Consider the following 12,488-nt stretch of genomic DNA (forward strand, 5'->3'; position numbering starts at 1 on the left):
AACCGGCTGCTGCGGGCCACAGGGAGCCTCTAGCCATTCGGCGGAGATTGCATCATATATATGGCCGTTCGTCGCTTATTCTTGCTCGCATATTTTGCATACGCCGGTGCTCATATTATGCCGGTGCCCACGCTCACCCTATTGGACAGTCAGTTGAACACGCTCGCCAACCTGCCCTTTCTGAAGATGAACGGCCTCGGCAACGAGATTGTCGTGCTCGATCTTCGCCATACGTCGCACATCGTCACGGCCGATGAGGCGCGTGCCATCGCCGGATTTGCACGCGCGGGCTTCGACCAGCTCATGGTGCTGCACGCGCCCCGATCCGAGGGCACGGATGCGTTCGTGCGCATCTATAACAATGACGGTTCCGAGGCCGGCGCTTGCGGCAATGGCACGCGCTGCGTGGCATGGGCGATTCTGCGCAACAGCGACCGCGACACCGCCACCGTCGAAACCGCCGCCGGATTGCTTGTCTGCCAGCGCGTCGGGGATGACGTGTTCAGCGTGGACATGGGCGCACCGCGCTTCGACTGGCAGGATATTCCGCTTGCCCACGACGTGGCGGACACGAATGCACTGCCGCTGCGTCGGGACGTGCCCGGTCTTCCCGCGCTCGATGCTCCGGCTGGCGTGAGCATGGGCAACCCGCATGCGGTGTTCTTCGTTGCCGATGCGGCAGCCTATGACCTGCCCGCCATCGGGCCGGGGCTGGAGCACGATCCGCTGTTTCCCGAGCGGGCCAACATTTCGCTGGCGCAGGTGGTGGACAGGCAGCACATCCTTCTGCGGGTGTGGGAACGCGGCGCGGGCGAGACGCGCGCCTGCGGTTCTGGCGCATGCGCAGCGGCGGTGGCGGCGATTCGGCGCGGGCTTGCCGATGAGCGCGTCGAGGTGCAACTGCCGGGTGGCTCCCTCATCATCGACTATCGCGAAGGCGGAACCGTGCGGATGACCGGGCCGGCTGAATTCGAGTGGCGCGATAGCCTGCCCCCTTCGCTTTTCCAGGATACAGCGGCCTGATGAGCGTCGATATCGTCACCTTCGGCTGCCGGCTGAACATCGCCGAATCCGAAACCCTGCGCCGCCATGCGGAGGCGGCGGGCCGGGGTGATGTCGTGATCATCAATACCTGCGCGGTGACGGCGGAAGCCACCCGCCATGCCCGTCAGAGCATCCGCCGTCTCAAGCGCGAGCGTCCGGCGGCGGAAATCGTCGTCACCGGCTGCGCCGCGCAGATCGAGCCGGAGCGTTTTGCCGCCATGCCTGAGGTGTCGCGCGTCATCGGCAACGCCGAGAAGATGCGTCCCGAAACGTGGCTTGCGCCGGCGCTGGAGCGCGTGGCGGTGAGCGACATCATGGCCGTGCGGGAAACCGCGCCGCAAATGGTGGATGCGTTCGAGGGGCACACCCGCGCCTTCGTGCAGGTGCAGAACGGCTGCGACCATCGCTGCACCTTCTGCGTCATCCCCTATGGCAGGGGACCATCGCGCTCGGTGCCGATGGGCGCGGTGGTGGATGGCCTCAAGCGCCTTGTCGATAACGGCTATCGCGAGGCCGTCATCACCGGCGTAGACATCACCAGCTATGGCGCGGACCTGCCGGGCCACCCCACGCTCGGCCTGCTCGTGCGCAACATCCTGCGCCACGTGCCGGGCCTGATGCGGCTGCGCCTGTCGTCCATCGACTCAATCGAGGCGGACGACCACCTGCTGGATGCCATCGCCACCGATTCCCGCCTGATGCCGCATCTGCATCTGTCGCTGCAATCGGGCGACGATCTCATCCTCAAGCGCATGAAGCGCCGCCACTCCCATGCGGATACGCTGCAATTCGTGGAGAAAGTGCGTGCCCTGCGCCCGGACATGGTGTTCGGCGCGGATGTCATCGCCGGTTTCCCGACGGAGACCGAGGACATGTTTGCCCGCACGTGCGAGTCGATCCTCGCTTACGGGCTGACCCACCTGCATGTTTTCCCCTACTCGCCACGCCCCGGCACGCCGGCGGCGCGCATGCCGCAGGTGCCGCGTGAGTTGGTGAAGGAGCGTGCGGCGCGGTTGCGCGGGCTTGGCGCGCGACTGCTGGAAAACCATCTGGCCGGCGAGATCGGGCGCGAACGCGTCGTGCTGACGGAGCGTGGCGGCATCGGCCGCACAGAGGCATTCACGCCGGTACGGATCGCCGGCTCACCCGGCCCCGGCAATCTCCTGCCCGTCACCATCGCCGGGCATGACGGACGGCAGTTGATTGCCGCCTGAAGGCAGCGGCACATCGAATCCATGCTGGCCGAGCCAGGACGCCATGGCATCCGGCGGCGGTGCCTCGACATGGATCGGATCGCGCTTTGGATAAAGCGGCAGCGTGATGGCGCGCGCGTGCAGATATAACCCTGGACCGCCGGCACGCGGCGCATTGCCATAGATGGCATCGCCGAGAATCGGAAACCCGCTGGCTGCGCAATGAACACGCAACTGATGCGTGCGCCCGGTCACCGGCTCCAGCGCCAGCCACGAAAAGCCATCCGCCCGGCCCAGCACCCGCCAGCGCGTGAGCGCGGGCTGACCCGCGGGATCGACCTTCATCCACCAGCCCCGATCCGGATCGCGCGGGCCAAGCGGCAGATCGATTTCGCCTGTATCGGCCTCTGGCGCGCCTTCGACAATGGCCCAGTACGTCTTGCTGGCGCGATTGCCGCTGAACAGCTTGCCCAGCCGCTCCAAAGCCTTGCGATGCCTGCCCAGCACGAGGCAGCCGGAGGTGTCCCGGTCGAGCCGGTGGACAAGCTCCGGCGCGCGGGGCAGGCCAAAGCGCAGGTCCGGCAGAAGGTCGGTCAGCGTCGTGTCCGCGCCGCCGGCGTTGCGTGAGGCCGCATTGCGCGGGCCGCGATGCACAGGCAAGCCCGCGGGCTTGTCGATAACGAGCATCAGGGCATCGCGATACAGCACGCGACGCATTATATCGGTTTGCGAGACTTCCCCGTTCATGCTGTTCGGGCTATCGAGGACAACGCTGGTTGGCAAGTGTCATATTCGGACAAGTGCCATCTTCCGACAAGACATGAACGGACGACCGAGATGACCACCGACGACGACAGGCAGGACGGCAAGAAGCGCGGCCTGTTCTCCCGCCTCTTCGGCCGCAAGCAGGACGAGAAGCACGAGACCCCGCCGCCGGAAGACACCACGCAGGCAGGCGAGGACGAAACCGTTCCGGCTGCGCCGCAAGAATCCGGCACGGCGTCCGAAGCCAGCGAATCGCCCGCCCCCGAATCATCGTCGGAAACCGACGTTCCGACCGGCGCAGAACCGGAGAAGTTGCCGGAAACCACTCCGCATTCGGCTGCCGATGATGCAGCAGCAGGCGATGATATAGTCAGCGACGATGACATTCCGGCCGAAGATGAGGCCGGGAAGGATCAGCCCCCGGCAGACGCGTCCCATACGCCGCCGGACGAGCCGCAAGACCCGCCCGCTATCGCGCAAGACGTGCCCGTTATCGCAGAGGAGCAACCCGCTCCGCTTTTCTCGGCGGAACCAGAGCCGGAGATCGCGCCCGAGGGAGAGCCGGAACCCGCCGCGAAGACAAGCTGGTGGCAGCGGCTGCGGGAGGGCCTGTCGCGCACGTCCTCGAACATCGGGTCGGGAATTACCGGCATTTTCACCAAGCGCAAGCTTGATTTCACGACGCTGGAAGAGCTTGAGGACATCCTCATCCAGGCCGATCTTGGCGTCGCCATGGCCACCCGCGTCACGGATGCGCTTGGCAAGGGCCGCTATGACAAGTCCATCGACCCTGAAGAGGTCAAGACCATCCTCGCCCGCGAGATCGGCGCGGTGCTGGAGCCAGTGGCGCGGCCTCTCGTCATCGATAAGGCGAAGAAACCGTTCGTCATCCTGATGGCGGGCGTGAACGGCGCCGGCAAGACCACGACCATCGGCAAGCTGGCGCAGAAATTCCGCAACGAAGGCCGCTCGGTGATGCTGGCAGCAGGCGATACCTTCCGCGCCGCCGCCATCGAGCAGCTTACGGTGTGGGGCGAACGCACGGGCGCGCGCGTCATCCGCCGCGAACAGGGTGCGGACGCCGCCGGCCTCGCCTTCGACGCCCTGAAGGAAGCGCAGAACAGCAACACCGATGTTCTGCTGATCGACACGGCGGGCCGCCTGCAGAACAAGGCCGGGCTGATGGCCGAGCTGGAAAAGATCATCCGCGTCATCAAGAAATGCGATGAGACCGCCCCGCATGCGGTGCTGCTGGTGCTCGACGCCACGACGGGGCAGAACGCGGTCAATCAGGTGGAGATCTTCGGCCAGACCGCAGGCGTCACAGGCCTCGTGATGACGAAGCTCGACGGCACGGCGCGTGGCGGCATTCTGGTCGCCATTGCAGACAAATTCGGGCTGCCGGTGCACTATATTGGCGTCGGCGAGGGCGTCGAGGATCTGGAACCGTTCGCGGCGGACGATTTTGCCCGCGCCATTGCAGGCCTTGATCACGAACGGAGCAATTCGTGATCGGCATTTTTTTATGCGCGAATTCTGATCAATCGAGCGTTTCCGCTTGATCGGAAAGCGCGCCGCAGGAAGCATGACAGTATGAACCAGAAGATCGACACCGGCCACGAAGGGCTGCCGCCCGTCACCAAACTGCTGCTGGAGATGGGGCCGCTTGCCCTGTTTTTCGTGGCGAACTCGCGGCCGGAATATTTCACGCCGCTCATCGGCCCGCTGCTGCCGGCGCAGATGAGTGCAGACCATGTCGGCATCTTCTCCGCCACCGCCGTATTCATGGTGGCGACCGTGGTCGCGCTGTGCGTGAACTACGTGCTGGAGCGGCGGGTGCCGATCATGCCGCTGGTGTCCGGCGTCGTGGTGGTGGGGTTCGGCGCGATGACGCTGTGGCTCAACGACGATCTGTTCATCAAGCTCAAGCCGACCATCGTCAACAGCCTGTTCGGCGGCATCCTGCTCGGCGGGCTTTTCCTGTTCAACAAGCCGCTGCTGCCGATCATCTTCGGCAGTGTGTTTCAGCTCGATGCCGAAGGCTGGCGCAAGCTGACCTTCCGCTGGGGCGTGTTCTTCCTCGGCCTCGCCGCGCTGAACGAGATCATCTGGCGCACGCAGAGCACCGACTTCTGGGTGAGCTTCAAGGTGTTCGGCATGATGCCCATCACCATGATCTTCGCACTTGCCCAAACACCGTTGATCCTGAAGCATTCGCCGCAGGAGCAGGCAAAAAGCTGACGCTTCCGCCCCGGCTGCCTCAAGACCTGTCGCCTTTCACTGAGGCCAGAGATTGCAGCGTGTCCAGAGCCTGCGGCGTAAGCGGGCCAATGTGCTTGTGGCGGATGGCGCCATCCGCCCCCACAAGGAACGTCTCCGGCACGCCATAAACGCCCCATTCGATGCCCGCCCTGCCCTTTTCGTCCGCGCCGATGCGGGCGAAAGGGTTGCCGAGCGCCCCCAGAAAACGCCGGGCGTTCTCCGGCGTGTCCTTGTAATTGATACCGACCACCTCGATGCGCGGATCAGCGGCGAGTTGCATCAACAGCGGATGTTCCTGCCGGCATGGCACGCACCACGACGCCCAGACGTTGACGACTGTTACCTTCCCCGATCCAAAATCCGCCGTTGATAGTCCGGGTACAGGTGCGCCCTCGCGCATCACGCCATCGAGCGGCGGCAGATCGAAAACCGGCACGGGACGCCCGATGAGCGCCGGCGGCACGCGCGAGGGATCGCTCCCGCCAAGGCGGCTGAGAAACAACGCTGCCAGCGCGATGAAAACCGCCAGCGGCAGAAACCGCAGCAGATTGCGGCGCGGCGGCGCGACATCGGACCTCACGCCTCGTCCTCCGGGCGGCGAAACCGGCGGCGCACCCCGCGCGCTTCCAGCGCCGCAAGCTCCCGCACCTGTGCCCTGTGATCCAGCACGGCCCGCAGGATGAGGCCGCCGACAACGGCAGCGGCAGCGGCATAGGCCGCGAGGATGTAGCCGAGATAGGATACGGTCATCGGCCCGGCCTCACAGTCCCGCGCCCGAGGCACGAATATGGCCAAGATCCACCTCGGACCGCCTCGCCTGCTGAAGCGTCAGTGCGCGCACACGCCGGCGCAGGATCTCCGTCCGCATGCCGGACAGATGCAGCGCGAGAGCCAGCAACGAAAAACCGGCAGCGACGATCAGCAAAGGCCAGAGCATACTGGAATGAATGGTCGGGCCATCCAGCCGGAAAACGGAAGCGGGTTGGTGCAACGTATTCCACCAGTCGACGGAGAACTTGATCACCGGCAGATTGACAAGCCCCACCAGCGTCATAACGGCCACGGCGCGTGCAGCGGCTGAAGGTTCCTCGAACGCTCGCCACAGACCCATGATGCCGAGATAGATGAGCAACAGGACAAGCTCGGAGGTGAGCCGGGCGTCCCACACCCACCACGTTCCCCACATCGGCTTGCCCCATATCGCCCCGGTCACGAGGCAGAGGAAGGTAAAAGCCGCCCCGATAGGCGCCGCCGCCTTCTGCGCGACATCGGCGACCGGATGCCGCCACACCAGCGTACCGACAGCCGCCATCGCCATGATGAGATAGAGAAACAGAGACAACCACGCGGCGGGCACATGCACATACATGATGCGCACCGTTGCACCCTGCTGATAATCATCCGGCACGGTTAGAAAAACCAGCGCGAACCCGGCCACAAGCAAACCCGCCGCCGCCATCGCCAGCCACGGCAGCACACGCCCGGACAGCGCCATGAACCGGGTGGGATTCGCCAATACCGTCAGCATGGTCCTCGCCGGTCTCCTTTCAAGTCACACGATGCGCAGCCGGTATTTTCAGCTTCCCGGAGCAGTTTGCGTTCAAATCGATCCATCGCAACTTACGGCAAATATGGAATTTACAGCACCTGCTCCGTTTCCATCAGAGCATCTGGACTCTCGTGTTTTATGGCCGCATCTTGCGCGGAGCAATGCGATATTACGCCACCTTGGCCCTGCATCCGCTATTGTGAAGACAGCGATCAGGGTCCGCGCAAGGCCGCTGCCCCGGCGACAGCCGCGATAACGATGCTCAACAGGCTGATGGCGCACAGAACCAGAAACGGTGCGAAAAACGAGGCCGCCCCGACTGACGCCGCCTGCGCCGCCGACACACCGAATATCAGCGCCGGGATCATCAGCGGAGTGACCAGAATGGACAGGATCAGCCCGCCCCGCCGCAGCCGGGCCGTCAGCGCCGCGCCGGTAACACCCGCGAATGTCAGTGCCGGAGTTCCGACGAGGAGACTTGCCGCGACATCCATCATCGCCTGCGGCGTCAACGCCAGCAGCAAACCGAATAGCGGCGAGCATAGCGCCAGCGGCAGCCCGGTCGTCAGCCAATGCGCAAACCCTTTGGCGACGATGGCCAGTTCTGCCGGCAAAGCGCTGGCAAGAATGAGGTCGAGCGACCCATCCTCCGCATCAGCCTGAAACAGCCGGTCGAGGCCGATGAGAGTGGCCAATGCCGCCGCCAGCCACAAAATAGCGGGACCGATACGCGACAGCAGATTCAGGTCCGGGCCGATAGCGAATGGAATCAGCGTCACCAGCATCAGGAAAAAAACCAGCGGCAACGCCCCCGCGCCGCCGATGCGGCTGGCAATCAGAAGATCGCGGCGGATGATGGCCACAAACGCACGCATCACCACGCCTCCGGGTCGTCAGCGGTTGCGGCGCAATCCTCGATTCGCAATATCTGCTCACCGGCAAGGCCGAACGGTTGGTGAGTCGCTGCGATGATGAGACCACCAATAGCGAGGTGATCACGCATCAGTTGCCGGAAAAGCCCGACGGACGCCGCGTCCAGCCCCGCTGTCGGTTCGTCGAGTAGCCATATCGGCCTGACTGCGACAAAAAGTCGCGCCAATTCAACGCGCCGCTTTTGCCCGGCGGAAAGATACGCCACCGGCAAGCGTGAGAGATGCGCGACGCCGAGTTTCGCCAGCCCCTCATCCGTCGACATCCCCGCCTTGCCGCATACACCGCCCGTGAGAACGTCGCGGGCAAAGGCCAGGTTCTCGCTGGCCGTCAGCATGCCCTTGAGCGCGTTTTCATGGCCGATGAAGTGGCTTGCCTCCGCGACCGTGCGCTCCCCCGCCCCGTCAAGCACGACCCTGCCCGCAGCAGGCTTCAGGCTTCCACGAAGCAACGCCAGCAGGCTGGATTTGCCGGCGCCGTTCGCGCCGGTCACCACCAGCGCACGGCCCGCGAGAACCGTGAAGTCAATTCCGGAAAACAACAGCCGCCCACCCCGGCGGCAAGCCAGATCCGCAGCCGAAAGACTCAGGGCGGGGAATGGGGCAGCGCAGTATAAAATTGGAATAATTCCTTTCTGGGGAATTGCCTTCCGGAGTGAGGCTCTTTAGAACCGCTATTAACGGTCTAGCGCACCGCGGTAAAACTGACTATATAGCTCGCAGGCTGCGCCGCGCGCGTGACGCGCGGGGACCTGGGCACTCCCGGGGCGGCGCGCGCGTACGGCGCTTCCAGGCTTGGCATTCGTGTCTCACATCCCCGCAAGGATCACGCAATGACAACATCCAACGACAGCTTTAAATCCCGCCGCTCCCTTCAGGTGGGTGACAAATCCTACATTTATTACGCAATTCCCGAGGCCGAGAAGAACGGCCTTGAAGGTGCTTCCCGCCTGCCCTTCTCGACGCGCGTGCTGCTTGAAAACCTGCTGCGCTTCGAGGACGAGCGCACGGTCAAGCGCGACGACATCGTCGCCGTTGTCGACTGGCTCAACAACAAGGGCAAGGTTGAGAAGGAAATCGCGTTTCGCCCCGCCCGCGTGCTGATGCAGGACTTCACCGGGGTTCCCGGTGTCGTCGATCTGGCCGCCATGCGCGACGCCATGAACCGTCTCGGCGGTGACCCGCAGAAGATCAACCCTCTCGTTCCCGTCGATCTGGTCATTGACCACTCGGTCATCGTGGACGAATTCGGCACCCCGCGCGCCTATCACGACAACGTCGAGAAAGAGTACGAGCGCAATGGCGAGCGCTACCGCTTCCTGCGCTGGGGCCAGGACGCGTTCGACAATTTCCGCGTCGTGCCGCCGGGCACCGGCATCTGCCATCAGGTGAACCTCGAATACCTGTCGCAGACCGTCTGGACGCGCGAAGAGAACGGCGAAACCGTTGCCTATCCCGACTCGCTCGTCGGCACCGATTCGCACACCACCATGGTCAACGGTCTGTCCGTTCTTGGCTGGGGTGTGGGCGGCATCGAGGCTGAGGCCGCAATGCTCGGCCAGCCGCTGTCCATGCTGATTCCCGAAGTCATCGGCTTCAAGCTCACCGGCAAGCTGAAGGAAGGCGTCACCTCCACCGATCTGGTGCTGACCGTCACCCAGATGCTGCGCAAGAAGGGCGTGGTCGGCAAGTTCGTTGAGTTCTTCGGCCCAGGTCTGGACGGCCTTACCATCGAAGATCGCTCGACCATCGGTAACATGGCGCCGGAATACGGTGCGACCTGCGGCTTCTTCCCCATCGATGACGCCACCATCAGCTACCTGCGCAAGACCGGCCGTGCCGACGACCGCGTGGCGCTGGTCGAGGCTTATGCAAAGGCGCAGGGCACGTTCCGCACCAAGGAAACGCCCGACCCGGTATTCACCGACACGCTTGAGCTGGACCTTGGCGATGTCGTGCCCTCCATGGCCGGTCCCCGCCGTCCGCAGGACCGTATCCTCCTTGGCGGCGCCAAGCAGGGCTTTATCGACGCGCTGGAAGGCGAGTTCAAGAAAGCCGGCGAAATCGCCAAGCGCTTCAAGGTTGAAGACAAGAACTTCGACCTCGGCCACGGCGATGTCGTGATCGCGGCCATCACCTCCTGCACCAACACCTCGAACCCGAGCGTAATGATCGGCGCCGGCCTGTTGGCGCGCAATGCGGTGGCGAAGGGCCTGAAGTCCAAGCCGTGGGTGAAGACCTCGATTGCACCCGGCTCGCAGGTGGCAGGCGAATATCTGGAGAAGTCAGGTCTTCAGAAGGATCTCGACGCGCTCGGCTTCAACATCGTCGGTTATGGTTGCACGACCTGCATCGGCAACTCCGGCCCGCTGGCAGACGAAATCTCGAAGACGATCAACGACAACGGCATCATCGCGACGGCTGTTCTGTCGGGCAATCGCAACTTCGAAGGCCGTATCAGCCCGGACGTGCGTGCCAACTATCTCGCCTCGCCGCCGCTCGTCGTCGCTTATGCGATCGCGGGTTCGCTGCAGGTCGACCTGACGACAGAGCCGCTCGGAACGGGTTCGGACGGGCAGCCGGTCTACCTCAAGGACATCTGGCCGTCTTCGCACGAGATCCAGGAGTTCATCGACCGCAACATCACGCAGGAACTGTTCCGCCGCCGTTACGCGGACGTGTTCACCGGCGATGAGAACTGGCGCGGTATCACGGTGTCGGGCGGCCTGACATATCAGTGGGACGCGTCCTCCACCTACGTGCAGAACCCGCCCTATTTCGAAGGCATCACGAAGACGCCGGTGCCGGTCGAGGACATCGTCAACGCCCGCGTGCTCGGCCTCTTCCTCGACTCGATCACGACGGACCACATTTCCCCCGCCGGTTCGATCAAGGAAGCCAGCCCCGCCGGCCGCTATCTGCGCGATCATCAGGTGCGCCCGCAGGACTTCAACCAGTACGGCACGCGTCGCGGTAACCACGAGGTCATGATGCGCGGCACGTTCGCGAACATCCGCCTCAAGAACCAGATGGTGCACGACGAAAACGGCAACGTGGTCGAAGGTGGCTGGACGGTTCATTATCCGTCTGGCGAGCGCCTGTCGATCTTCGATGCGGCCGAGCGTTACAAGGCCGAGAACGTGCCGGTTGTGGTGTTCGCCGGCCGTGAATACGGCACGGGCTCCTCGCGTGACTGGGCGGCGAAGGGCAGCAAGCTGCTCGGTATCCGCGCCGTGATCGCGCAGAGCTTCGAGCGTATTCACCGCTCCAACCTCGTGGGCATGGGCATTCTGCCGCTCGTGTTCGAGGAAGGCACCTCGTGGGAAACGCTGGGTCTCAAGGGCGACGAGAAGGTCACCATCCACGGTCTGGGTGCGGAACTTCAGCCGCGCCAGAAGATCGAGGCCGAGATCGCTTTCGCCGATGGCCGCGTCGAGCGTGTGCCACTGGTTGTGCGCATCGACACGCTGGATGAGCTGGAATACTTCCGCAATGGCGGTATTCTGCACTATGTTCTGCGTCAGCTTGCCGCGTAAGTTGAACCTGTTCAGACCCCTGCCTGAGCACAAAGGGGCCTGAACAACGTCACGTGATTGTAAAAACAGCGAGCGCCGGTGCTTGGATAAGCGCCGGCGCTCATGTATAGGGAAACATCCCGGATCGACGCGCCCGGACGAGTCCGGCGCAAGTCTTTGTATTTGCCGCGCCACATGGCTTGCGGCAACAGAATCAGGAGTACCGCGATGGCATCCACTTTCGAGACCGTCGCCGACATTATTGCCGATACGTCGGATATCCCGCGCGACCAGATCACGCCGGAAAGCCACGCCATCGACGATCTCGGCGTAGACTCGCTCGCTTTCCTCGACATTGCTTTCGCCATCGACAAGGCGTTCGGCATCAAGCTGCCGCTGGAGCAATGGACGCAGGAAGTCAACGAGGGCAAGGTCCCGGCCGAGCAGTACTTCGTGTTGAAGAACCTCTCCGCCCGCATCGATGAGCTGGTCGCAGCCAAGGGCTGATCGGAGCAGGACAGGCGCATCCCCGATCATACGGAGGTGCGTCGCCAGCCGGCGGGTAAGCGCGCCTCGGTTCATCCATGCGCATCGGTATGCCGGCCATTTATTGCTGGACAATACCCCCCTCGGATCATCTACTCTCGAATCAGTCTTGTTATGCTGATTCAAGTTGATGAAAGCGCTGCACGATACCGCCTCTGGAGAGTTTTCATGCCAATTTGCTTGTCGCTTTCCATGCGGCGGGTTGCACGGTCAATAGCCAGCCATGCGCCTTGAATATTTTCAAATGATCGACCGTGTCGCCCTCTTCGACGAAGCAGGCGAACGGCTTGAGGCCCATTCCACGGTTCCGCTGGAAAGCCCTGTTTTCGAAGGGCACTTTCCTGGCCACCCGCTGATGCCCGGCGTGCTGCTGACGGAGACGATGGCACAGGCTTCCGGCTATCTCATTCTCGGTCTGCTGCGTTTCACGCATATGCCTTTTCTCGCCAGTGTCGAGAAGGCAAAATTCCGGTCATTCGTCGGCCCGGGCGCGCCTCTGGTCATCAGCGCGGCGCGCGTGCATCAGGGTTCCGGCTATGCTGTCACGCGCACCAAGATAGCCAGCGACGGCAAAACCATTTGCGATGCGGAACTGATGTTCCGTCTTCTGCCGTTCCCGGATGGCCTGTCTGCGCAGATGCGCGCGCAGGCTGCGGACATCGGTCTCGTTCTGGAGAACGCCTGA

The 12,488-nt window shown here is 63.5% G+C and carries 13 protein-coding genes; 7 read left to right on the forward strand and 6 right to left on the reverse strand.

The window, feature by feature from the left end; translation table 11 throughout:
* The first annotated feature begins 153 nt into the window (after positions 1–153).
* Together dapF and mtaB are read left to right on the forward strand one after the other, a co-directional pair.
* On the forward strand, positions 154–1,023 hold the full coding sequence (gene dapF, locus FHS81_RS04495) for a diaminopimelate epimerase (RefSeq protein ID WP_183751250.1): 870 nt from the start codon (positions 154–156) through the stop codon (positions 1,021–1,023).
* Positions 1,023–2,258 carry a tRNA (N(6)-L-threonylcarbamoyladenosine(37)-C(2))-methylthiotransferase MtaB gene (gene mtaB / locus FHS81_RS04500; protein ID WP_183750874.1) on the forward strand — a complete coding sequence of 412 codons (1,236 nt, stop codon included), beginning with the start codon at positions 1,023–1,025 and terminating at the stop codon, positions 2,256–2,258. Before dapF ends, mtaB begins: the two co-directional genes overlap by 1 nt.
* On the opposite strand, the gene FHS81_RS04505 is transcribed toward mtaB, so the two are convergent.
* Entirely contained in the window at positions 2,187–2,984 is a 798-nt protein-coding gene (locus FHS81_RS04505) for an RluA family pseudouridine synthase (protein WP_183751251.1), read from the reverse strand. The genes mtaB and FHS81_RS04505 overlap by 72 nt on opposite strands.
* A gap of 90 nt (positions 2,985–3,074) precedes the next feature.
* Between FHS81_RS04505 and ftsY the strand changes: the two genes are divergently transcribed.
* Positions 3,075–4,514, forward strand: a complete 1,440-nt coding sequence (ftsY, locus tag FHS81_RS04510) for a signal recognition particle-docking protein FtsY (RefSeq protein WP_183750875.1) — start codon at positions 3,075–3,077, stop codon at positions 4,512–4,514.
* Between the two features lie 81 nt (positions 4,515–4,595).
* The gene (locus FHS81_RS04515; RefSeq protein ID WP_183750876.1) at positions 4,596–5,243 is read left to right on the forward strand and encodes a septation protein A; all 648 of its coding nucleotides are present in this window, start codon (positions 4,596–4,598) and stop codon (positions 5,241–5,243) included.
* 19 nt (positions 5,244–5,262) lie between these two features.
* Here FHS81_RS04515 and FHS81_RS04520 read toward each other — a convergent pair whose 3' ends face one another.
* The 5 genes from FHS81_RS04520 to ccmA all read right to left on the reverse strand — a co-directional run bounded on the left by FHS81_RS04520 (position 5,263) and on the right by ccmA (position 8,332).
* Positions 5,263–5,844, reverse strand: a complete 582-nt coding sequence (locus FHS81_RS04520) for a DsbE family thiol:disulfide interchange protein (protein WP_183750877.1) — start codon at positions 5,842–5,844, stop codon at positions 5,263–5,265.
* Positions 5,841–6,014 carry a heme exporter protein CcmD gene (gene ccmD / locus FHS81_RS04525; protein ID WP_183750878.1) on the reverse strand — a complete coding sequence of 58 codons (174 nt, stop codon included), beginning with the start codon at positions 6,012–6,014 and terminating at the stop codon, positions 5,841–5,843. The genes FHS81_RS04520 and ccmD overlap by 4 nt, the downstream gene beginning before the upstream one ends.
* A gap of 10 nt (positions 6,015–6,024) precedes the next feature.
* Positions 6,025–6,792, reverse strand: a complete 768-nt coding sequence (locus FHS81_RS04530) for a heme ABC transporter permease (RefSeq protein WP_183750879.1) — start codon at positions 6,790–6,792, stop codon at positions 6,025–6,027.
* A 233-nt stretch (positions 6,793–7,025) separates the two neighbouring features.
* The gene (gene ccmB, locus FHS81_RS04535) at positions 7,026–7,688 is read right to left on the reverse strand and encodes a heme exporter protein CcmB (protein ID WP_183750880.1); all 663 of its coding nucleotides are present in this window, start codon (positions 7,686–7,688) and stop codon (positions 7,026–7,028) included.
* Positions 7,688–8,332 (reverse strand): heme ABC exporter ATP-binding protein CcmA, encoded by a 645-nt coding sequence (gene ccmA, locus FHS81_RS04540; protein ID WP_281374417.1) that lies wholly within the window; start codon positions 8,330–8,332, stop codon positions 7,688–7,690. Before ccmA ends, ccmB begins: the two co-directional genes overlap by 1 nt.
* Before the next feature lie 243 nt (positions 8,333–8,575).
* Here ccmA and acnA point away from each other — a divergent pair, with 243 nt between their 5' ends.
* The 3 genes from acnA (at position 8,576) to FHS81_RS04555 (ending at position 12,488) form a co-directional block, all read left to right on the forward strand.
* Positions 8,576–11,278 carry an aconitate hydratase AcnA gene (acnA, locus tag FHS81_RS04545; protein WP_183750881.1) on the forward strand — a complete coding sequence of 901 codons (2,703 nt, stop codon included), beginning with the start codon at positions 8,576–8,578 and terminating at the stop codon, positions 11,276–11,278.
* A 207-nt stretch (positions 11,279–11,485) separates the two neighbouring features.
* Positions 11,486–11,764: an acyl carrier protein gene (locus tag FHS81_RS04550; RefSeq protein ID WP_183750882.1), complete on the forward strand. Its 279-nt coding sequence runs from the start codon at positions 11,486–11,488 to the stop codon at positions 11,762–11,764.
* Between the two features lie 262 nt (positions 11,765–12,026).
* Entirely contained in the window at positions 12,027–12,488 is a 462-nt protein-coding gene (locus FHS81_RS04555; RefSeq protein WP_183750883.1) for a 3-hydroxyacyl-ACP dehydratase FabZ family protein, read from the forward strand.

The sequence above is a fragment of the Pseudochelatococcus contaminans genome, assembly GCF_014195635.1.
GTDB classification, from domain to species: domain Bacteria; phylum Pseudomonadota; class Alphaproteobacteria; order Rhizobiales; family Beijerinckiaceae; genus Pseudochelatococcus; species Pseudochelatococcus contaminans.